This window comes from Pseudolabrys taiwanensis (assembly GCF_003367395.1).
In the GTDB taxonomy this organism is placed as follows: domain Bacteria; phylum Pseudomonadota; class Alphaproteobacteria; order Rhizobiales; family Xanthobacteraceae; genus Pseudolabrys; species Pseudolabrys taiwanensis.
This window is the reverse complement of sequence record NZ_CP031417.1, coordinates 3,451,188-3,471,447: the sequence shown is the minus strand read 5'-3', so window position 1 is coordinate 3,471,447 and position 20,260 is coordinate 3,451,188. Positions and strand designations below refer to the sequence as shown.

The window sequence follows — 20,260 nt, the reverse complement described above, 5'->3', positions numbered from 1 at the left end:
GCGTAGCCGGTCATGAGCACATCCGCGGCGGGTTCGATTGCGGTCGTCTTCCTGCAAGGCATCGGCGGCGCGGCAAAGCTGTGGGATCCGCAGGTCGCCGGCTTCAAGGCCGCCGGGTACGAGCCCGTGGCGCTCGATCTGCCCGGTTACGGCGCGCGGCCGCCGGTCGATGCCATGACGTTCGACATGCTGGCGGCCGACGTCGAAGCGGCGATCGACGAGCGCAAGCTCGAGCGGCCGGTGATCGTCGGCCATTCGCTTGGCGGCATGATCGCGCAGACGTGTTTGCGCCGCCGGCCGGATGGCTATCGCGCCGCGGTGCTGTCGGGCACGAGCCCGGCCTTCGGCAATCCAAGCGGCGATTTCCAGAAGAAGTTCGTCGCCGACCGCCTGGCGCCGCTCGATGCGGGCGGCACGATGGCCGACATGGCCGAGGGCGTCGCCAAGCAGCTGATGGGTCCGAACGCGGATCCGACGAACCGGGCTCTGTTGATCGAGGTGATGGGATCGATTTCGCCGCGCACCTACCGCGCGGCCGTGCAGTGCCTGGTCGGTTTCGACGAGCGCGGCAATCTCGGTCAGATCAAAGCGCCGGTGCTGTGCCTCGTTGGCTCGCTCGACAACAATGCGCCGCCGCCGGTGATGGAAAAGATGGCCTCGAAGATTCCCGGTGCGCGCTACACGGTGCTGCCCGGTCTCGGCCACATGCCGAACCTGGAAGACCCGAAGGCCTTCAATACCGCCATTTTCGATTTCCTGCGCGAGGCGCTGCCGCGCGCCGCCTGAGTGGAGTAGAGCGATGAACAAGCCTCTCGACAGTCACGATCAGGATGCGCCGATCTTCGCGCCCGATGCCTTTCGTCTCACCGACGCGCAAGCCGAGCTGATCGCCAAGGCGCGTCGTTTCGGAAAGGCGAAGCTTGCGCCACGCGCGGCTTTGCACGACCGCGAGGCGACGTTCCCGATCGAAAACTTCCGCGACATGCATCCGGAAGGGTTGCTCAAGATCTGCATTCCGAAGGAAGACGGCGGCCTTGGCGCCGACTTCCAGACCTATTGCCTGACCGCCGCCGAACTCGGCCGCTATTGCGGCGCCACCGCGCTGTCCTGGAACATGCATGTGTGCTCGACCTTGTGGTCGGGCCCGCTGTCCGACGATCTCGACATGACGCCGGAGGATCGCAAGGCGCACATCGCGCGCCGCCGCGTTCACTACAAGCGCATCATCGACGATGGCGCCATCTACGCGCAGCCGTTCTCGGAAGGCGGCGCCGCGGCGGCCGGCGCCGTTGCCTTCGGCACCGAAGCCAAGCCCGTCGACGGCGGCTTGGTCATCAACGGCAAGAAGATCTTCGCCTCGCTATCGGGGTCGGCCGACTATTACGGCGTGCTTTGCACCGAGCGGGCGGAAGGCGAGGCGGCGAGCCGCCGCAATACGCTCTATCTCGGCGTACCCGCCAATGCGCCGGGCGTGTCGGTGGTCGGCGAGTGGGACCCGCTCGGCATGCGCGGCACGGTCTCGCGCACCTTGATCTTCAAGGACGTGTTCGTGCCGGAAGATGCGATGTTGATGCCGCACGGCGTCTACTTCCAGGCGGCGTCGAAATGGCCGCACATGTTCATGACGCTGACGCCGACTTATATGGGCCTCGCTCAGGCGGCCTACGACTTCACCGTTTCGTACTTGCGCGGCGAACTGCCCGGCATGCCGCCGGTCAAGCGCCGCATGTATCCGACCAAGCAGATTGCCGTCGCCGAGATGCGCATTATGCTCGAGCAGACCAAGGCGCTGTGGTTCCAGGCGGTTACCGAGGCGCGCGCCAATCCGACGAAGGAGCAGGTGTTGCGCGCCTATGCGGCGCAGCACACCGTGATGGAGAACGCCAACGCCATCGCGGTGAAGGCGATCCGCACCTGCGGGGGGCAGTCGATGCTGAAGTCGCTGCCGCTGGAGCGCATCTATCGCGACAGCCGCTGCGGCGCGCTGATGCTGCCGTGGACGTCGGAGATCTGCGTCGACCGCATCGGCCGCGAGTCGCTGTACGAGCCGGGTGAGAAGGATGAGTAGCGTTTCTTCGTCATGGCCGGGCTTGTCCCGGCCATCCACGTCTTTGCTAGTGTAGGGAAGACGTGGATGCCCGGCACAAGGCCGGGCATGACGCCGAGATTGTCGCAGGCCCTTTATGAACCTCTCCGATCTCATCGACCGCAACGCCGCGTTCACGCCGGACAAGACGGCGCTGCGCTTCGCCGGCCGCTCGCTCGGCTATGGCGCGTTCGCGACGCGTGTGGCGCAGGCGGCGCGGGCGCTGAAATCGCGGCTCGGCGTCGGCCGTGGCGATCGCGTCGCGATCCTCAGCCTCAATCATCCCGACTATCTCGTCGCGCTCTATGCCTGCGCGCGGCTGGGGGCCATGCTGCTGCCGCTCAACTGGCGCCTGGCGATCCCGGAGCAGGTGTTCATCCTCAACGATGCTTCGGCGAAAGTGCTGATCGTCGAGCAGGAGTTCGCGGCCGTGCTGGCGCCGCTGAAAGAGGCGCTGCCGGATATCCGCGTCGTCGGCTTGGGCGAGGCGACCGGTGCGGAAGGCACGTTCGACGCGCTGCTTGCCGCCGGTTCGGGCGACGGCCGCAATCCGCACATCGATGAAAGCTGCCCGCTTTTGCTGGTCTACACGTCCGGCACCACCGGCCGGCCGAAGGGCGCGGTGTTGCGGCAGGAAGCGCTGCTGTGGAACGGCGTGATGAGCCAGCACATGCACGACCTGCGAGCTGAGGATCACATCCTCACGGTGCTGCCGTTCTTCCATGTCGGCGGGCTCAACATCCAGACGACGCCGGCGTTGCATCTCGGCGCCACCGTCACCATCCACGCGCGCTTTGCGCCGGACGCGACGCTCGCCGCCATTGCCGCGGACAAGCCGACCCTGACGGTGCTGGTGCCGGCGACGATCCAGGCGATCGTCAATCATCCCGCCTGGGCGGCGACCGATCTGTCGAGCCTGCGCGCGGTCTCGACCGGCTCGACGCAAGTGCCGGTGCCGCTGATCGCGGCGGTGGAAGCGCGCGGCATTCCGGTGTTGCAGGTTTACGGTTCGACCGAGACGTGTCCGGTCGCGGTCTATACTCGCGCCGGCGGCGATCTCTCGCGCAAGGAATCGACCGGTCTGCCCGGCCTCTATTGCGAGGCGCGCGTCGTCGACGACAAAGGCCGTGAGGCACCGGCGGGCCAAGCGGGCGAGGTCGTGGTGCGCGGGCCCAACGTGTTCTTCGAATACTGGGGAAACGAGGCGGCGACCAGCGAGGTGCTGCGCAACGGCTGGTATCATACCGGCGACATCGGCACGCGCGACGCCGACGGCTACTTCTACATTCACGACCGCAAGAAAAACATGATCATCTCCGGCGGCGAAAACATCTATCCCGCCGAGGTCGAGCGCGTGTTGCACGAGCATCCCGCTGTTGCCGAGGCGGCGGTCATCGGCAAGCCCGATCCGAAATGGCAGGAGGTGCCGGTCGCGTTCATCGTGCGCCGTGCCGGCGAGACCTGCGATGCCGCAACGCTGATCGCGCACTTGAACAGCCAACTCGCGCGCTTCAAGGTGCCGCGCGAAATCGTCTTCGTCGATACCTTGCCGCGCAACGCGCTCGGCAAGGTGCAACATTTCATTCTGAAAGAACAAACGACAACAGCAGTCCCGTCGTCCTGAGGTGCGAGTGTAGCGAGCCTCGAAGGATGACGGCCACCGCACCCTTCGAGGCTCGGCCTACGGCCGAGCGCCTCAGCGTGACGGTGGAGAGAAGTTGGGAGAACTGAAATGCGTATTGCCGTACTCGGGGGCGGAAACGGCTCCTTTGCCGCCGCGGGCGACTTCGCGCTCGCCGGTCACGACGCGCGCCTGTGGCGCCGCGATGCCGACGCCGTTGCCAAGCATCAAGCCGCGGGCTCGACCATCGTCGTCAAGGACTTCGCCGGCAAGCACGAGGCGAAGCTGTCGCTGGTGACGACCGACATCGCGGAGGCGGTGAAGGGCGCGGCGTTGATCGTCTGCCCCGCGCCGGCCACCGCGCAGCACGACATCGCCAAGGCTTTGGCGCCGCATCTTACCGACGGCCAGGTGGTCTATCTGCCGCCGGGCACGTTCGGTTCGGTGATCTTCGCCAAGGCGGCTTACGAAGCCGGCAACAAGGCCAAGGTCGCTTATGCCGAGACCGGTACCTTGCCCTGGCTGACGCGCAAGCATGGGCCGTTCGAGGTCGCCATCACCATCCGCGCTAAGCGGCTGCCGACGGGTGTGTTCCCGCTGACGCTGAAGGATCACGCGCTCAAAGTGATCGGCGAGGCGTTCCCCGGCGTCATCGAGGATTGCGGCGACGCATTGTCCGGCGCGCTGATGAACGCCGGCCCGATCATCCATCCGCCGCTCATCACCATGAATGCCGGCCCGCTCGAGCACTTCGACAAGTGGGACATTCATAAAGAGGGCACGCAGGTCTCGATCCGCCGCGTCACCGATGCGCTCGATGCCGAACGCATCGCCGTGCGCGAGGCGCTGGGCTATGGCGCGCCGCATTTCCCGCTGGCCGACCACTACGCCAAGACCGGCCCCGAGTGGATGTACGGCCGCGGTTCGCACGACAAGCTCACCGACTCGGGCGATTGGCGCGAGCATATTGTGCTGACGAAGCATCGCTACATGCTCGAGGACACGCGCATCGGCCTGTCGTTCTTCGCCTCGGTTGGCGCGCTCACCGGTGTCGATACCAAACTGATGCGCGGCTTCCTTGCCATCGGTGGCGCCGTGTGCGGCGAGGACTTCATGCAGACGGGCCGGCCGTTGGCCTCGCTCGGCCTCGGCGCACTCGACCGCGCGCAACTGCAGGCGCTGCTGCGCGTGGGGTTTTAGTGAACTGGGCCGCGCTACGAACGAGGCGTGCTCCCTCCCTCCCTCGCGGGGGAGGGGGGCCTATCTTCTCTCCGTGCGTGCCTTCACCCCCCTCCCTGTCCCTCCCCCGCAAGGGGGGAGGGGACGATAGAGCCGAGCCGTTCATGCCAAGGGTCGCGCAATGACCATCCGCGAAAAAATCGCCTGTCTCGGTGCCGGCCGCATGGGCCGCGGCATCGCAGTGGTGTTCGCCTATGCCGGCCATGATGTCGCGCTGGTCGACTTCAAGCCGCGGTCGGAGGCCGACTTTCAGAAGCTCGCCGGCGAAGCGATGGCGGAGGTCGAACGCACGCTGGCAACGCTCGCCAAGCTCGGCCTGTTCGACGCCAGCGCCGCGAAGACCATTGCCGCACGTGTGCATGTGGTGCCGCAAGCCGGCGCGCAGGCGGCGTTCTCGTTGGCGGATGTGATCTTCGAAGGTGTGCCGGAAGTGCTCGACTTGAAGCGCGAGGCGCTCAAGCAATGCGCCGAATTGGCCGGACCCAAGCCGATCATCGCCTCGACGACATCGACCATCCTGGTCGACGACCTGTCGGATGCTGTGCCGCATCCGGAACGCTTCCTCAACGCGCATTGGCTCAACCCGGCCTATCTCGTGCCGCTGGTCGAGCTCTCGCCGGGCAAGCACACCGATCCCGCCGTCACCGCGAAGCTCAAGGCGCTGTTGGAGCATATCGGCAAGGTGCCGGTCGTCTGTGCCGCGCGGCCGGGCTACATCGTGCCGCGCATCCAGGCGCTCGCCATGAACGAGGCGGCGCGCATGGTGGAAGAAGGCGTGGCGACGCCGGAAGAACTCGACAAGGCGATCAAATACGGCTTCGGCTTCCGCTTCGCCGTGCTCGGGCTTTTGGAGTTCATCGACTGGGGCGGCGGCGACATTCTCTTTTATGCCAGCCGTTATCTCACCAAGGCGCTCGATAGCGACCGCTATGCCGCGCCGGAGATCATCGAGAAGAACATGCGCGAGGGCCATATCGGCCTCACCACGCGCAAAGGCTTCCTCGATTACGAGAACCTCGATCTCGATGCCTACCGGGCCGAACGGCTCAAAAGCTTCGTCGGCATGCTGGGCTTCCTCGATCTGGTGAAGCCGCCGGTGTTGGAGAAAGAATAGAGGAGGCAAGCCTCTCACCGTCATCCTGAGGTGCGAGCCCGAAGGGCGAGCCTCAAAGGATGACGGGTGGGAGGTTGTGCTCGTTAGAGACTAACCAAACACATCCTGCATCACGCCGTCCTTGATCACCACGGTGTCGTCGACCGTGATGGTCGTCTTCATCACCGGCAGATCGAAATGCCCGGCGGTGTGGCGGCCGGCGAACTCATTGGCGCCGGTCGAGAACAGGAAATTGCCCGGCACGGCGCGCAATTCGGTGCCGTTGGTGTCGCGCTGGCCGTACATCGCCAGCGCTTCGTAGCGCGCGCCGGGGTTCATGCCCCAGCCGACATGCGACACGGCGTAGGCATCCTTGTCGCCCCAGGCGGCGAAATAGCCGCGCATCATCTCGACATCGGGGCCTTCGCCCTCGATCTTGACGACGTAATCCTTCTCCAGCGTCAGCGCGATGCGGTCCTGCAGATAGCGCTTGAAGGTCAGGTTGATGTCGCCGCGGTCGAGCACCAGGGTGCCGTCGACCGTGCCGCTCTTGGGAAAGCTCACGACGATGCCGCCCGGCCAATGCGCGAGCGTGCCGGGCTTGTCGGTCCAGCCCCAGACGCCGACGGTGGAGGCGCCCTCCATGTTGACCTTGAGATCGGTGCCGGCGGCGGAGGTCACGGTCATGCGCTTCGACGAGCGCAGCATCTTGGCGGCGGCGCGCACGCGTTTTTCCAGCGCCGGATCGGGACGCATGCGCTCAAGCGCTTCCGGATGCTCGTTGGAGATGACCTGGATGCGCGCGCCGGCCTTGAGAATTTCCGGCGTCTCCGGCGCATGCATCAGGCCCTCGAGCGTGCAGTCGACGACGAAGCCCGCCTGCGACAAGGCCGAGACGACTGGCGCCAGGCGCCCGATCGCTTCGCTCGAGCCGGTCGAGCGCACCGGCACGGGATAGGGATTGCGGGGCGTCGGCACGACGATGTGGAAGGGCTTGGCGCCGAGCCGCATCAAAGCGAGCTCGGCGAGATGCACGTTGATCGGCCGGGATTGGGTCTCCGACAGGATTGCCGCCGTGTCGCCCGGCTTCACCGCGCATTTCTCGAACAGCTCGGTGAAGGCGTCGATCCACTTGCCTTCGATACGGTCGGCAAACATGACGTAGTCTCCTAGCTGCGCGTCGAGAACCCGATCAGCAGACGGGCACTCAAGAGATTGAACAGCCCATTGAGCGCGAGCCCCAGCAAAGAGATGGCGATGATCGGCACGAACATGTCAACCGTTTGGAAGGTGCGGCCGGCCTTCACCAGCATCTGGCCGAGGCCGTCGGTCGACATGATCATCTCGGCCAGGAACACCACGATACAGGAGATGACGAGGCCGATGCGCGCGCCGGTCAGGATCGACGGCAGGGCCGCCATCAGCACGACGGTGAACAGGCAGCGTGTCGACGAGGTGCCGGCGGCACGCGCCGACCAGACGAGCTTCGGATCGACCGAGACCGCGCCCTGATAGGTCGCGAGCAGGATGGGAAACAGTGCGTCGGCGACGACCAGCGCTACCTTGGACGAGTGGTCGAAGCCGAGCGTCAGCACCAGCGCCGGATAGAGCGCGATCTTCGGCAGCGGCGCCAGCACCCGCACCAGCGGCTTGACCACGGCGCCGACAACGCGGCTGCCGACGGCGAGGATGCCGATCGCGACACCGAGCACGACGGCGATGCCAAAGCCGGTGAACAGTCTGAACAAAGTCACGCCGACATTGTGCAGAAAGGCCGGATCGCCGAGGAGTTGAACGAAGCGGACGAACACCGCGACAGGCGAGGGCAGCAATGCCGGCGGCACGAAATGGCCCGCCGACAGGATGTACCACGGCACCAGAATGCACAGCACCGGCACGAGGCCCGCGAGCCCCTCGGTGACGCTGCGGCGAAGCGCGATCGTATTCATACCGACCCCACGGCAATGGTGTGCGCCGAATCGGCCCATGACACGAGCCAGCGGCGGACAGCCTCGAACGCCCAGTCGCAGACGAAGCCGAGTACGCCGATGAGGATGATCATGGCGTAGACGTCGTTGTATTGCGCCATGTCGAGTGCGGTGAAGAAGATGTTGCCGATGCCGGTTTGCCGCGCGATCATTTCGCTGGTCACCATCGTGATCAGTGCGAGCACGAGCCCGGTGCGGCAGCCGACCATGATCTCGGGCAAGGTCGCCGGCAGCACGATGCGCAACATGCGGCCGATCGGTCCGACGCCCATCGCGGCGGCCGACCACAGCATCTTCTCCTCGACGGCCTTGGCGCCTTGAAACGAGTGATAGACGACGGGCAGCGACACGCCGAGAAAGATCACCAGGATCTTCGAGGCGTCGCCGACGCCGAGCCACAGCATGATGATCGGCATCAGCGCCGCCTTCGGCACGGGATAGATGACCATGAACAATGGGTTGAACGCGGCCGCGGCCAGCCGGCTGCGGCCCATCCAGAGCCCGATCGGCATGGCGAAGGCCACCGCCAGGACAAAGCCGATGGCCATGCGCTTGAGCGAATCCGCGATGTTCAGCAGCGCTTCTGGGTCGGTGAGGATGCCCGGCAACTGCCGGAGGGCGTCGAGCGGCGGCGGCAGGCCCTCGATGGCGAAGGCGCGCGTGAAGATGTCCCAGACGATGAGCAGACCGATGCACGCGAGCAGCGGCGGTACGCCCGGCAGCGACAGAGCGCGCGACATCTCAGGCGAACTCCTTGTCCTGCTCGTCGAGCAGGCGCTCGATCGACACTACGTAGTCTTGATAACGGCGATCGAGCAGCAGCTCGGAGCGCACGCGCGGGCGCGGCAGATCGATCTCGTAGACCTTGCGGATGTGGCCGGGTGAGGGAGTCATGACGTAGACGCGGTCGGACAGGAACACCGCTTCCTCGACACTATGCGTGATGAACATCACCGTCTTGCGGTCGCGCTCCCAGATGTCGAGCAGTTCGTTCTGCAGCCGCGTGCGCGTATAGGCGTCGAGCGCGCCGAACGGCTCGTCCATCAACAGGATGTTCGGCTTGTAGGCGAGCGTGCGCGCCAGCGCGACGCGCTGCTTCATGCCGCCCGAGAGCTCCTTGGGATAGAAGCTCTCATATTTGGCGAGGTGCACCATCGTCAGCAGTTGGCGCGCCCAGGCTGCGGCTTCCTTCTTCGGCATGCCCTGTTCGAGCGGCCCGTACATGACGTTCTCGAGTACCGTCTTCCACGGAAACAGCGCGAATTCCTGAAACACCGGCCCTCGATCGGGGCCGGGGCCGGTGACGGGCGCGCCTTTGACCGTGATGCTGCCCGCGCTGACCTTGACAAAGCCGCCGACCATATACAGCAGCGTGGATTTGCCACAGCCGGACGGCCCCAGGATCGAGACGAACTCCCCCTCGTTGATCGTGAGGTTCACGTCGTCGAGCGCCAGATGGCTGCCGCGTTGCGACGTGTTGTAGGTCTTCGATACCGAGGCAATGTCGATCATCGCGTTCGACGGTGTCTGCATCAATTGCGTCTTTCCATTGCCGCGTGCCGGCGTGCTGATCTGTTGTGGCGGCGCGTCCATTAATAACCCCATCGCCGGATGGCGCAATCGCGGTCCGCAAGCGCGCTGGCCATTTGGCGAGCACGATGCGCCGCGGTTCGATCAAAATGAGAGCTTGCGAACTTGCGGCCGTCATCGTTCCATGTCGGCCAGGCCCGCGCGGCCTTGTGGTGCCTATTCACACCGATACCGGAGGACTTTCGATGAAACGGTTCTTTGCGTTGCTTGGCTTGGCGGCCGGCACGTTTATGACGCTGCCGACGCATGCGCAGGACATTCCCACCATCCGCGTCGGATGGACCATTCCGGCCGAAGAGGCCAAGTACTGGATGATGCGGCGGCCGGATCAATTCCCCGACCTCGGCAAGAAGTACAAGATCGAATGGTCGCAATTCCAGGGTACCGCGGTCATGTCGCAGGCGCTGCAAGCGGGCGCGCTCGATTGCGCGACGCAGGGCGTGCTGCCGATCCTGCAAGGCGCCGCCAACAACTCGCTCGCGGTTTACGTCGTGGCGCAACACGTCGGTGAGCGGCCGGGCAGCTTCTCGGTCTATTGGGCGGTCAAGGACGACAGCCCGATCAAGACCGTCGCCGATCTCAAGGGCAAGACCATCGGCATCAACGTCATCGGCGCCGGCACGCAGGGCCCGCTCAACGTGCTCTTGAAGAAGAACGGCGTCGATCCCGAGAAGGACGTGAAATGGGTCGAGGTCAGCTTCCCGCTGTCCGAGCAGGCCGTGCGTACCGGCCGCGTCGACGCGGTCAACATGAACCAGCCTTTCGCCGCGCTCGCCGAAGCCAAAGGCGGCCTGCGCAAGCTCTTGTCGCTGTCCGAGGCGCTGCCCAACATCGTGCACATCCTCGAAGCGTGCCGGAAGGACTTCGTCGACAAGAACCCCGAACTGACGAAGATGTATGTGCGTGACATCACGCGCGGCATGAAGCTCGCTGTCGCCAATCGCGAGGAGACCTTGAAGGTCGTCAACGAGCAGATGAAGGCGCCGATCCAGGTGCTCGACACCTACTTGCTCAAGAGCAACGACTTCGCCCGCGAGCCCGGCGCCAAGCCGAACTTCGACGGCATCCAGGCGATGGCCGACGTCTATGCGCAGACCGGCATGGTCAGCAAGCGCATCGACGTCAGTGTGTTCAAGGGCCCGGTCACCGCGCCGATCGAGTAAGCCGGCCACGCAAGAAACGTCGCCGCGAGCCATGGCCTCGCGGCGACGGACGGCTTCGGCAGCGATCATGCAGTCCTCGCTCACGCGCGCTCGACCTACCCTGACGATCCGACCCTCGTGCGCTTGCGCCGCGACGGCCGGACATTCCCCCGAAAATCATGCAGCAAGCATGCCACCGGCGCCTTTGGCGCTGCGGTTATTTTAGGCATAAATATTTTATGTTTGTAATATCTTTCCGCCTGTTGCATCCTGCCTTTTGCCCGGCGAGCCTGTTCAGGCTCCAGGGCTTCCGGGGCGGCTTTTAGGCGGCGAAAGCCAGGCGCTCCTCACTTCTTGAACGTTGTTGCGGCGCGAAAAGTCGCGGCGCGGCGGCGTTTGCGTCGGGGGTTATTTGATGGGCGTTCTCGACCATCGGCATGCGCTCGTCACGGGCGGCGGTACCGGCATCGGCGCGGCGATCGCGAAGGTGCTCGCCGGCGCCGGCGCGGCGGTGTCGCTGGTCGGCCGCCGCAAGGAGCCGCTCGAGGCGCTCGCCGCGCAGTTGCCGAAGGCGAGCGCCGTCGTCGCCGACATCACCCGCGAGGCCGATTGCACCGCCATGGTGGAGGCCGCGCGCGCGGCGCACGGGCCGATCGACATCGTCATCGCCAATGCCGGCGTCGCGCCGAGCGCGCCTGCCGGCAAGACCAGCCTGGCGCTGTGGGAAGAGACGATCGGGGTCAATCTCACCGGATCGTTTCTCACCGTGCGTTCGGCGCTCGCCGACGTCACCCGCGCCAAGACTAATGGCCGCATCGTCTTCATCTCGTCGACGGCGGGCCTCAAGGGTTACGCTTACGTCTCGGCCTACTGCGCCGCCAAGCATGGCGTCGTCGGTTACGCGCGCGCGCTCAGCGTCGAACTTGCGCCGACAGGCGTGACGGTGAACGCGGTGTGTCCGGGGTTCACCGATACGCCGCTGCTCGCGGGCGCCGCCGACAACATTTCGGCCAAGACCGGCCGCAGCGCCGACGAGGCGCGCGCGACCTTGGCCAAGGACAATCCGCACGGCCGCCTGATCACCCCGGAAGAGGTTGCAAGCACTGTGCTGTGGCTGTGCTCTCCGGAAGCCGACTCGATCAACGGCCAGGCCATCGCCATTGCCGGAGGTCCGGCGTGACCGTCGCCAAGCTGCGCGAGAAGACTGTATCCCGACCGGCCAGCAAACTGCGGCTGCGCCTGTGGCTGCGGCTTCTGCGGTCGGCGCGCGCGATCGAGACGGAGTTGCGCGAACGGCTGCGCCGCGAGTTTTCGGTCACGATGCCGCAGTTCGACGTGATGGCGGCGCTGGCGCGCACCGAGGACGGCATGACCATGACCGAATTGTCGCGCCGCCTCATGGTGTCGAATGGCAACGTCACCGGCATCATCGATCGCCTCGTCACCGAGAAGCTGGTCGCGCGCCAAGCGCCGGTAACCGATCGCCGCTCCTTCATCGTGCGGCTGACGCCGAAGGGCGCCTCCTACTTCGCCAGCATCGCCAAGGTGCACGAGGGCTGGGTGGACGAACTGCTCGCCGACTTCGATCCGGCGGAGGCCGAGCGCGTGATCGGCGATCTCGATGGACTTGCGCGGCGCACGCGCAATGGAGAAGCGACATTATGATGATGAAGGACTTCAAGCCCGATCATTACGATTGGCGCGTCGACGGCACGACCGCGATCATCAACTTGCGCCGTCCGGAGCGCAAGAATCCGATGACGTTCGAATCCTATGCCGAGCTGCGGGACACCTTCCGCAAGCTCGTCTATGCCGACGACATCCGCGCGGTCGTGTTCGGGTCCAATGGTGGCAACTTCTGCTCCGGTGGCGACGTACACGACATCATCGGCCCGCTGTTCGACCGCGACATGAAGGGGCTCCTCGAATTCACCCGCATGACCGGCGATCTGGTCAAGGCGATGAAGGCCTGCCCGCAGCCGATCATCGCCGCGGTCGACGGCGTCTGCGCCGGCGCCGGCGCCATGATCGCGCTGTTCAGCGATCTGCGCATCGGCACGCCCGCCGCCAAGACCGCCTTCCTGTTCACGCGCGTCGGCCTTGCCGGTTGCGACATGGGCGCCTGCGCGATGTTGCCGCGCGTGATCGGCCAAGGCCGCGCCGCCGAGCTTCTGTTCACCGGCCGCGCCATGAGCGCGGAGGAGGGCGAGCGCTGGGGCTTCTTCAACAAGCTGACGGCGCCGGAGCAACTTGCTGACGACGCGCTGGCGCTTGCCAAGCGCCTCGCCGAAGGCCCGACCTTCGCGCATATGATGACCAAGACCATGCTGAATCAGGAATGGTCCATGTCGCTCGAGCAGGCGATCGAGTCCGAGGCGCAAGCGCAAGCGATCTGCATGCAGACGCAGGATTTCCGCCGCGCCTATGAGGGCTTCGTGGCCAAGCAGGCTCCGAAGTTCGAGGGGAACTGACGCGATGCCGTGGCGCCGTCCCATCCCCGCTCGTCCCCGCGAATGCGGGGACCCAGCGCTGAGGTGGCTCAATGAGAGATTAAACCGGCTTCCCGCTTGCGCGGGAATGAGCGGAGCAAGGTAAGCTGGCCATGCCCGATCGTAGCTTTTTGACTTGGCCGTTCTTCGAGGATCGCCACCGTGCCTTCGCGGAGAAGCTCGACGCTTGGGCCGCGGTCAATGTCGCCGACATCGATCACCACGACACCGACGCCGCGTGCCGCACGCTGGTGGCGCGGCTCGGCAAGGACGGCTGGCTCAAGCACACGGCGCCGAGCGTCGACGGCAGCGAGCGCATCGATGTGCGGACGCTGGCGCTGGCGCGCGAAACCTTGGCGCGTCACGGCGGCCTCGCCGACTTTGCCTTCGCCATGCAGGGGCTGGGCGCCGGGCCGATCTCGCTCTTTGGCAACGACGCGCAGAAAGCGGCTTGGCTGCCGAAGACGCGCGCCGGCACGGCGATCGCCGCTTTTGCGCTGACGGAAGCGCCATCGGGCTCCGACGTCGCCAACATCACCACCACGGCGACCCGCGACGGCGACGGCTACGTCATCGACGGCGAGAAATATTGGATATCGAACGGCGGCATCGCCGACCTGTATGTCGTCTTCGCCCGCACCGGCGAGGCGCCCGGCGCGCGCGGCCTGTCGGCCTTCATCGTCTCCGCGGACAATCCCGGCCTGTCGGTCACCGAGCGTATCGACGTGATCGCGCCGCACCCGCTGGGCCGGCTGCGCTTCGACAAATGCCGCGTCGGCGCCGACGCGCTGCTTGGCAAGGCCGGCGACGGCTTCAAGATCGCCATGTCGACGCTCGACGTGTTCCGCACCACGGTCGGCGCCGCCGCGCTCGGTTTCGCGCGCCGCGCCTTTGACGAGGCGGTGCAGCGCGCGTCGACGCGCAAGATGTTCGGCGGCGCGCTGGCGGACCTGCAGATGGTGCAGGCGCATATCGCCGACATGGCGCTCGAGATCGACGCCGCGGCGCTGCTGATCTATCGCGCCGCCTGGACCAAGGATATGGGGGCCGCGCGGGTGTCGCGAGAAGCCGCCATGGCCAAGCTCTACGCGACCGAAGCCGCGCAGCGCGTCATCGACACCGCCGTGCAGATCCACGGCGGCGACGGCGTGCGCTCCGGCCATCCGGTCGAAATGCTGTATCGTGATATCCGCGCCTTGCGCATCTACGAAGGCGCGTCCGACATCCAGAAACTCGTCATTGCCCGGGCAGTTCTCTCTTCATCGGAGCGTTAAGATGGCTTTGGCTTGGGGTAATCCACCGCTTGGTCCGACGGCGCATGTCGACACTTTCGCACGCGACAATCTTCCGCCATTCGATCTGTGGCCGAAGCTGCTGCTCGACCGGCCGGAATTCCAGTATCCGGAATATCTGAATGCGGCGGTCGAGCTGACCGACCGCAATGTCGAGCGCGGTTTTGGCGATCGCATCGCGCTGATCGGCAACGGCCGCCGCCGCACCTACAAAGAGCTCACCGACTGGACCAACCGGCTGGCGCATGCGCTGGTCGAGAACTACGGGGTGAAGCCCGGCAATCGCGTGCTCATCCGCTCGGGCAACAATCCGGCGCTGGTGGCCGCTTGGCTCGCCGCGACCAAGGTCGGTGCCGTCGTCGTCAACACCATGCCGATGCTGCGCGCCGGCGAGCTCAAGAAGATCGTCGACAAGGCGGAGATTTCGCTGGCTTTGTGCGATAGCCGCATCGCCGACGAGCTCATCGCCTGCGCCAAGGACAGCAAGTTCCTCAAGCAGGTGGTCTCGTTCGACGGCACGTCGAACCACGACGCCGAGCTCGACCGCGTTGCGCTCGACAAGCCGGTGACCTTCGAGGCGGTGAAGACCGGCCGCGACGACGTGGCGCTGCTCGGCTTCACCTCCGGCACCACCGGCGAGCCGAAGGCGACGATGCACTTTCATCGCGACCTCCTCATGATCGCCGACGGCTATGCGAAGGAAGTCCTCAAGGTCACGCCCGACGACGTCTTCGTCGGTTCGCCGCCTCTGGCCTTCACCTTCGGTCTTGGCGGACTGGCGATCTTCCCGCTCCGTTTCGGCGCCACGGCGACGCTGCTCGAGAACGCCTCGCCGCCGAACATGATGCAGATCATCGACACCTATAAGGCGACGATCTGCTTCACCGCGCCGACCGCCTATCGCGCGATGCTGGCCGCCTTCGACAAGGGCACGGCCGACCTGTCGTCGCTGCGCATCGCGGTGTCGGCCGGCGAGACGCTGCCGGCCCCGGTCTTCGAGGAGTGGACCAAGAAGACCAAGAAGCCGATCCTCGACGGCATCGGCTCGACCGAAATGCTGCACATCTTCATCACCAACCGGATCGGCGATTCGGTTGCCGGCGCCACCGGGCGTCCGGTCGGCGGCTATGAAGCGAAGATCGTCGACGACAACATGAAGGACCTGCCGCAGGGCGAGGTCGGCCGCTTGGCCGTGCGTGGTCCCATCGGCTGCCGTTATCTCGCCGACAAGCGCCAGACCGGCTACGTCAAGGAAGGCTGGAACCTGACCGGCGACACCTTCATGCAGGACAAAGACGGGCGCTTCCATTTCGTCGCGCGGGCCGACGACATGATCGTCTCCGCCGGCTACAATATCGCCGGCCCGGAGGTCGAGGCGGCGCTGCTCACGCACGAGCATGTCGCCGAGTGCGCGGTGATCGGCGCGCCGGATGGCGAGCGCGGCCAGATCGTCGAGGCCTTCATCGTGCTCAAGGCGGGTGTGGTCGGCGACGAACTCTGCCGCAAGACGTTGCAGGACCACGTCAAGGCGACGATCGCACCGTACAAATATCCCCGTGCCGTGAACTTCGTGGAGGCTTTGCCGAAGACGGAAAGCGGCAAGATCCAGCGTTTCCGCTTGCGACATCAATAGGTAATCATGACCGAATCGAAGCTCGAGTTTCTCAATCCGAAGTCCTGGGCCGCGCCGAAGGGCTATTCCAACGGCGTTGCCGCCAAAGGCCGGCAGATCTACGTCGCCGGCCAGATCGGCTGGACCAAGGAAGCCAAGCTCGTCGGCGACGACTTCGTCGCGCAGATCGAGCAGGCCTTGTCCAACATCGTCGCGGTGCTGGCCGAGGCGGGCGCGAAGCCCGAGCATCTCGTGCGGGTCAATTGGTACATCACCGACAAGGCTGCCTATGTGAGCCGGCAGGCGGAGATCGGCGCGGCCTATCGTCGCGTCATCGGCCGGCATTTCCCGGCCATGACGCTGCTGGTGGTGGCCGGCCTTCTCGAGGAAGGCGCCAAGGTCGAGATCGAAGCGACCGCTGTCATTCCAGACTGAGCGTCCTCGTTCGGCGGAAGGCCGGCACTCCTTTTAGCCCTATTAGCTTTTTGGCTTTCGGCGGCCTCGCGCGACCCTCGCGCGGGGCCGGGTCGTCTTGCGCGTCCGATGCGTGGCGCCAGACGATGATTTTCTCTTAATGCGTTTTATACAATTACCTTGTTTCTCTCCGAAAACATTAAATCACAATCAGAAATGTCGCGGTATTTAACCAAACAGAAATTGCATTGTGCTCTTGTGCAATTGCTACGCACGCAAGTCGTGCCCAAGAACGAAAAAGCACAGGTGAGTACTGCCAATGAACGACGTGGCCATTGCTCCTCCGCAGCCCAGCGCCGCTCAGAATGATTGGGCCACAGATGGTGCGCGGACGACGGCTTTCCCGACGCAGTTGATCAGCTTCGCCATCGGGGACGACCAGTACGGCGTCGACATCATGGCGGTGCGCGAGATCAAGGGCTGGACCGACATTACGCCCTTGCCCGGTCAGGCCGAATACGTGCGTGGGGTGCTCAACCTGCGCGGCGTGATCGTGCCGATCGTCGATCTGCGCTGCCGCTTCGGCCAGGGCCTGACCAAGGCGACGCCGCTGCACATCGTCATCATCGTGCAGATCGCCAGCAAGCCGATCGGCCTGCTCGCCGACCGCGTGCTCGACATTGTCTCGCTCGACGACAGCCAGATCAAACCGGTTCCGCGGGCCGCGCAGACGCAGCGCGCCAATTTCCTCTCCGGCCTCGTGACGAACGAGACCGGCATGATTGCCCTTATCGATCTTCCGAACCTGCTTTCGATCAAGCTCGGCGATGGTGCCGAGACCGCCGGACAGCCCCAGGCGACCGCGGCGTGATCTGCTACGCCGCGAGCGCCCGGTCAGGCCTTCCGGCCCGCCGCCAACGCTGACGTCTTGAACCGCACTGACATCAGGAATGACGACGATGATTCGCCTCTCGAACATTCGCATCGGCACCAAGCTCATGGTCATGTCCGGCCTCGGCATATTGCTGGTGGTCGGCATGATCCTCAGCCTCGCCTTCGGCAATGTGTCCGTGCGTTCGGCCCAGTCGCAGGCCTCCATTTACCAGGACATCGAGTTGCAGCTGGTCAACGCAAAGTCGTCCCTGCGCGGCTTGCAGGTGGCCGGCCGTGACGTCCGCCTCGCGATGACCTCGGCGGAGCTCGAGCGCTCCACCAAGGCGCTGGACGAGCGGCGCAAAGAGGTCGAGGACTATCTCGGACCGCTGATGACCAAGCTGCCGGCCGGTGAAAGCCGGGAGCGGGTCGAGAAGGTCAAGGCCATTGCCGACCAGTACATGGCGGCGAGCCAGGAGATCGTGAAGGCGCGCAAGGAACTGGTGACGATCGAGGAACGTCAGCTCGACGCCATTTCGCGCACCGCCGAACTCAATCAGCTGATCACGCGCATCGGCCGCGAACGGCTCGTGCCGATGGCCGTCGAGATGGACGATCTGATCACCGCCTCGGTGAAGTCGGCCGACGCGCTTGCCGGACAAGAGGTCGCCACGGCGGCTCAGGCCATGACCTCGGCTGAGACGCTCAATTACGCCATGGGTGCCATCGCGGTCCTGGTGCTGATCGGCGCGGCCATCTTCGGCTCGATCTCGATCGCGCGGCCGCTGATCGCCCTGGTGTCGCCCATCAACGAACTCGCCGCCGGCAACTTCAACGTCAGGGTCGACGGCGTCGGCCGCAAGGACGAGGTCGGCCAGATCGCCACGGCGGTGAACGCCATGGCCGTGCGCGTGCGCGACACCATTGCCGAGATCAAGATGTCGGCCATGGAGGTCAACAGCGCCTCGGGCGAGATCTCGCACAGCACCACCGATCTGTCGCAGCGCACGGAAGAGCAGGCCGCCTCGCTCGAGGAAACCACGGCCGCGATGGAGGAAATCTCCGCCACCGTGCGCAAGAGCGCCGAGAACGCCGAAGAGGCGAATCGCTCGGCGAGCGAAGCGCGCAACGTCGCCGACCGCGGCGGCAAGGTCGTGGCCAAGGCCGTCGATGCCATGGCCAAGATCGAAGAGTCCTCGCGCCGCATCTCCGAGATCATCGGCGTCATCGACGAAATCGCGCGCCAGACCAACCTGCTTGCGCTCAACGCGGCCGTCGAAGCCGCTCGCGCCGGCGAGGCCGGCCGTGGCTTCGCCGTCGTCGCCTCCGAGGTGCGCAGCCTTGCCCAGCGGTCGTCGCAGGCGGCCAAGGACATCAAGGAGCTCATCACCAACTCGAACGGCCAAGTCCAGGAAGGCGTCGACCTGGTCAACCATGCCGGCACGGCGCTCAGCGAGATCTTGGCTTCGGTCAAGACCGTGGCCGACCTCGTCGCCGACATCGCCGTCGCCAGCAACGAGCAGGCCTCGGGTCTCGACCAGATCAACAAGGCGCTGATGCAGATGGACGAGGCGACGCAGCAGAACGCAGCTCTCGTCGAGGAAAACGCCGCCACCGCCAAGGCGCTGGAAACGCAAGCGCAGTCGATGGACGAGCGCGTCGCGTTCTTCAAGATCGACAGCGCCGCCGTCGCCGCTCCCAAACGGGCCAAGGCGTCCGTCGAGATGTCCATGCCGGTGGTGACCAAGCCGGAAGCGCCGAAGGCTGCGCCGGCGCGCAAGCCGGCGGCTGCCGCTCCGGCAAAGCGCGCGGCATCGGCCGGCCGCGGCGGCCCCGTAGGCCGCATGCAGACGGCGCTGGCGACGGCGCTCGATGCCGAGCCGGAGTGGAAAGACTTCTGATCCAGCCGCGCAGCGGCTCTGATTTGACGGCCGTACTCGCCATGCCGGGCGGGTGCGGCCGTCGCTTTTTTACGGCGCCTTGAAGTAGTTCGACGGCGTCGCCGACGCCAACAGGCGGACAACGTCAGGCAGCTTGTTATCGCAGTTTATCGACAACCGCTTTTTTCGAAAAAGAACATGACATTCAACCCTTTCGGTAGGGGGCATTAACCAATCCGCAAGCGCGCCCCATCAATCTGCGCAGTTGGAAGTTCCTGTCGGCCACCCGCGTTTTTCTTCGAAATCCGCAAGAGCGAGTCAGCAGCTATCATGAGCGAGTCACCGGTCGCTTCGTCCTCCGCCGCGAGCCAGGCGGGCGCGAATGAATGGGCCGCCGCCGACGCAGCGCGCGTGGCGGCGCTTCCGACGCAACTCATCAGCTTCGCCATCGGCGACGACCAGTACGGCGTCGACATCATGGCGGTGCGCGAAATCAAGGGCTGGACCGATATCACGCCGCTGCCGCGGCAATCGGAATACGTGCGCGGCGTGCTCAACCTGCGCGGCGTCATCGTGCCGATCGTCGATCTGCGCTGCCGCTTCGGTCAGGGCCTGACCAAGGCGACGCCGCTGCACATCGTCATCATCGTGCAAATCGCCAGCAAGCCGATCGGCCTACTCGCCGACCGCGTGCTCGACATCGTCTCGTTGGACGAGACCCAGATCAAGCCGGTGCCGCGCGTCGCCCAGTCCTCGCGCGTCAGCTTCCTCTCGGGTCTCGTGACGACGGAAGCGGGCATGATCGCGCTGATCGACCTGCCTAATCTTCTCGCGATGCAGTTGGGCGACGAACCGGAAGCTTCGACCGGCTTCAGGGCCGCGGCGGCCTGACGATATCGGAGGCTGGCGAAGCTCTCGGCGCAGACGATTAAGTGGAAGAC

19 protein-coding genes are annotated in these 20,260 nt (G+C 65.4%); 15 read left to right on the top strand and 4 right to left on the bottom strand.

The window, feature by feature from the left end:
- The first annotated feature begins 12 nt into the window (after positions 1 to 12).
- The 5 genes from DW352_RS16515 to DW352_RS16495 all read left to right on the top strand — a co-directional run bounded on the left by DW352_RS16515 (position 13) and on the right by DW352_RS16495 (position 6,060).
- Positions 13 to 786, top strand: coding sequence for an alpha/beta fold hydrolase (locus DW352_RS16515; RefSeq protein WP_115692366.1), 774 nt, complete (start codon positions 13 to 15; stop codon positions 784 to 786).
- Positions 787 to 799: 13 nt separating this feature from the next.
- Positions 800 to 2,068 (top strand): acyl-CoA dehydrogenase family protein, encoded by a 1,269-nt coding sequence (locus tag DW352_RS16510; protein ID WP_115692365.1) that lies wholly within the window; start codon positions 800 to 802, stop codon positions 2,066 to 2,068.
- 115 nt (positions 2,069 to 2,183) lie between these two features.
- Positions 2,184 to 3,710, top strand: coding sequence for a class I adenylate-forming enzyme family protein (locus DW352_RS16505; protein WP_115692364.1), 1,527 nt, complete (start codon positions 2,184 to 2,186; stop codon positions 3,708 to 3,710).
- 108 nt (positions 3,711 to 3,818) lie between these two features.
- Positions 3,819 to 4,907: an NAD/NADP-dependent octopine/nopaline dehydrogenase family protein gene (locus DW352_RS16500; protein WP_115692363.1), complete on the top strand. Its 1,089-nt coding sequence runs from the start codon at positions 3,819 to 3,821 to the stop codon at positions 4,905 to 4,907.
- A 160-nt stretch (positions 4,908 to 5,067) separates the two neighbouring features.
- Entirely contained in the window at positions 5,068 to 6,060 is a 993-nt protein-coding gene (locus DW352_RS16495; RefSeq protein WP_115692362.1) for a 3-hydroxybutyryl-CoA dehydrogenase, read from the top strand.
- A gap of 90 nt (positions 6,061 to 6,150) precedes the next feature.
- On the opposite strand, the gene DW352_RS16490 is transcribed toward DW352_RS16495, so the two are convergent.
- The 4 genes from DW352_RS16490 to DW352_RS16475 are packed head-to-tail and all read right to left on the bottom strand — an operon-like array spanning position 6,151 to position 9,632.
- On the bottom strand, positions 6,151 to 7,197 hold the full coding sequence (locus tag DW352_RS16490) for a 2,5-dihydroxypyridine 5,6-dioxygenase NicX family protein (RefSeq protein WP_115692361.1): 1,047 nt from the start codon (positions 7,195 to 7,197) through the stop codon (positions 6,151 to 6,153).
- Between the two features lie 11 nt (positions 7,198 to 7,208).
- Positions 7,209 to 7,988 (bottom strand): ABC transporter permease, encoded by a 780-nt coding sequence (locus tag DW352_RS16485; RefSeq protein WP_115692360.1) that lies wholly within the window; start codon positions 7,986 to 7,988, stop codon positions 7,209 to 7,211.
- The gene (locus DW352_RS16480) at positions 7,985 to 8,767 is read right to left on the bottom strand and encodes an ABC transporter permease (protein WP_115692359.1); all 783 of its coding nucleotides are present in this window, start codon (positions 8,765 to 8,767) and stop codon (positions 7,985 to 7,987) included. Before DW352_RS16480 ends, DW352_RS16485 begins: the two co-directional genes overlap by 4 nt.
- A 1-nt stretch (position 8,768) precedes the next feature.
- Positions 8,769 to 9,632 carry an ABC transporter ATP-binding protein gene (locus DW352_RS16475; RefSeq protein ID WP_425374614.1) on the bottom strand — a complete coding sequence of 288 codons (864 nt, stop codon included), beginning with the start codon at positions 9,630 to 9,632 and terminating at the stop codon, positions 8,769 to 8,771.
- Positions 9,633 to 9,847: 215 nt separating this feature from the next.
- Between DW352_RS16475 and DW352_RS16470 the strand changes: the two genes are divergently transcribed.
- From DW352_RS16470 to DW352_RS16425, 10 genes are all read left to right on the top strand, one after another.
- Positions 9,848 to 10,780 carry an ABC transporter substrate-binding protein gene (locus DW352_RS16470; protein ID WP_245434483.1) on the top strand — a complete coding sequence of 311 codons (933 nt, stop codon included), beginning with the start codon at positions 9,848 to 9,850 and terminating at the stop codon, positions 10,778 to 10,780.
- Between the two features lie 394 nt (positions 10,781 to 11,174).
- On the top strand, positions 11,175 to 11,939 hold the full coding sequence (locus DW352_RS16465; RefSeq protein ID WP_115692357.1) for an SDR family NAD(P)-dependent oxidoreductase: 765 nt from the start codon (positions 11,175 to 11,177) through the stop codon (positions 11,937 to 11,939).
- A complete protein-coding gene (locus DW352_RS16460) occupies positions 11,936 to 12,424 on the top strand; it encodes a MarR family winged helix-turn-helix transcriptional regulator (RefSeq protein WP_245434148.1) in 489 nt (162 codons plus the stop codon). Before DW352_RS16465 ends, DW352_RS16460 begins: the two co-directional genes overlap by 4 nt.
- A gap of 2 nt (positions 12,425 to 12,426) precedes the next feature.
- Entirely contained in the window at positions 12,427 to 13,230 is an 804-nt protein-coding gene (locus tag DW352_RS16455) for an enoyl-CoA hydratase family protein (RefSeq protein ID WP_245434482.1), read from the top strand.
- Between the two features lie 131 nt (positions 13,231 to 13,361).
- The gene (locus DW352_RS16450) at positions 13,362 to 14,522 is read left to right on the top strand and encodes an acyl-CoA dehydrogenase family protein (RefSeq protein WP_115692355.1); all 1,161 of its coding nucleotides are present in this window, start codon (positions 13,362 to 13,364) and stop codon (positions 14,520 to 14,522) included.
- 1 nt (position 14,523) lies between these two features.
- On the top strand, positions 14,524 to 16,173 hold the full coding sequence (locus DW352_RS16445) for a benzoate-CoA ligase family protein (protein WP_115692354.1): 1,650 nt from the start codon (positions 14,524 to 14,526) through the stop codon (positions 16,171 to 16,173).
- 6 nt (positions 16,174 to 16,179) lie between these two features.
- The gene (locus tag DW352_RS16440; protein WP_115692353.1) at positions 16,180 to 16,587 is read left to right on the top strand and encodes a RidA family protein; all 408 of its coding nucleotides are present in this window, start codon (positions 16,180 to 16,182) and stop codon (positions 16,585 to 16,587) included.
- Positions 16,588 to 16,885: 298 nt separating this feature from the next.
- Positions 16,886 to 17,437, top strand: coding sequence for a chemotaxis protein CheW (locus tag DW352_RS16435; protein WP_115692352.1), 552 nt, complete (start codon positions 16,886 to 16,888; stop codon positions 17,435 to 17,437).
- Between the two features lie 88 nt (positions 17,438 to 17,525).
- Positions 17,526 to 19,340, top strand: a complete 1,815-nt coding sequence (locus DW352_RS16430) for a methyl-accepting chemotaxis protein (RefSeq protein ID WP_162827006.1) — start codon at positions 17,526 to 17,528, stop codon at positions 19,338 to 19,340.
- 309 nt (positions 19,341 to 19,649) lie between these two features.
- Entirely contained in the window at positions 19,650 to 20,210 is a 561-nt protein-coding gene (locus DW352_RS16425; protein ID WP_115692350.1) for a chemotaxis protein CheW, read from the top strand.
- The last annotated feature ends 50 nt before the right edge of the window (positions 20,211 to 20,260 follow it).

What these genes read in the sequence shown, in the direction of transcription:
- DW352_RS16515 (WP_115692366.1), top strand. Translation starts at nt 13, where the DNA reads ATGAGCACATCCGCGGCGGGTTCGATTGCGGTCGTCTTCCTGCAAGGC.
- DW352_RS16510 (WP_115692365.1), top strand. Translation starts at nt 800, where the DNA reads ATGAACAAGCCTCTCGACAGTCACGATCAGGATGCGCCGATCTTCGCG.
- DW352_RS16505 (WP_115692364.1), top strand. Translation starts at nt 2,184, where the DNA reads ATGAACCTCTCCGATCTCATCGACCGCAACGCCGCGTTCACGCCGGAC.
- DW352_RS16500 (WP_115692363.1), top strand. Translation starts at nt 3,819, where the DNA reads ATGCGTATTGCCGTACTCGGGGGCGGAAACGGCTCCTTTGCCGCCGCG.
- DW352_RS16495 (WP_115692362.1), top strand. Translation starts at nt 5,068, where the DNA reads ATGACCATCCGCGAAAAAATCGCCTGTCTCGGTGCCGGCCGCATGGGC.
- DW352_RS16490 (WP_115692361.1), bottom strand. Translation starts at nt 7,197, where the DNA reads ATGTTTGCCGACCGTATCGAAGGCAAGTGGATCGACGCCTTCACCGAG.
- DW352_RS16485 (WP_115692360.1), bottom strand. Translation starts at nt 7,988, where the DNA reads ATGAATACGATCGCGCTTCGCCGCAGCGTCACCGAGGGGCTCGCGGGC.
- DW352_RS16480 (WP_115692359.1), bottom strand. Translation starts at nt 8,767, where the DNA reads ATGTCGCGCGCTCTGTCGCTGCCGGGCGTACCGCCGCTGCTCGCGTGC.
- DW352_RS16475 (WP_425374614.1), bottom strand. Translation starts at nt 9,632, where the DNA reads ATGGGGTTATTAATGGACGCGCCGCCACAACAGATCAGCACGCCGGCA.
- DW352_RS16470 (WP_245434483.1), top strand. Translation starts at nt 9,848, where the DNA reads ATGACGCTGCCGACGCATGCGCAGGACATTCCCACCATCCGCGTCGGA.
- DW352_RS16465 (WP_115692357.1), top strand. Translation starts at nt 11,175, where the DNA reads ATGGGCGTTCTCGACCATCGGCATGCGCTCGTCACGGGCGGCGGTACC.
- DW352_RS16455 (WP_245434482.1), top strand. Translation starts at nt 12,427, where the DNA reads ATGAAGGACTTCAAGCCCGATCATTACGATTGGCGCGTCGACGGCACG.
- DW352_RS16450 (WP_115692355.1), top strand. Translation starts at nt 13,362, where the DNA reads ATGCCCGATCGTAGCTTTTTGACTTGGCCGTTCTTCGAGGATCGCCAC.
- DW352_RS16445 (WP_115692354.1), top strand. Translation starts at nt 14,524, where the DNA reads ATGGCTTTGGCTTGGGGTAATCCACCGCTTGGTCCGACGGCGCATGTC.
- DW352_RS16440 (WP_115692353.1), top strand. Translation starts at nt 16,180, where the DNA reads ATGACCGAATCGAAGCTCGAGTTTCTCAATCCGAAGTCCTGGGCCGCG.
- DW352_RS16435 (WP_115692352.1), top strand. Translation starts at nt 16,886, where the DNA reads ATGAACGACGTGGCCATTGCTCCTCCGCAGCCCAGCGCCGCTCAGAAT.
- DW352_RS16430 (WP_162827006.1), top strand. Translation starts at nt 17,526, where the DNA reads ATGATTCGCCTCTCGAACATTCGCATCGGCACCAAGCTCATGGTCATG.
- DW352_RS16425 (WP_115692350.1), top strand. Translation starts at nt 19,650, where the DNA reads ATGAGCGAGTCACCGGTCGCTTCGTCCTCCGCCGCGAGCCAGGCGGGC.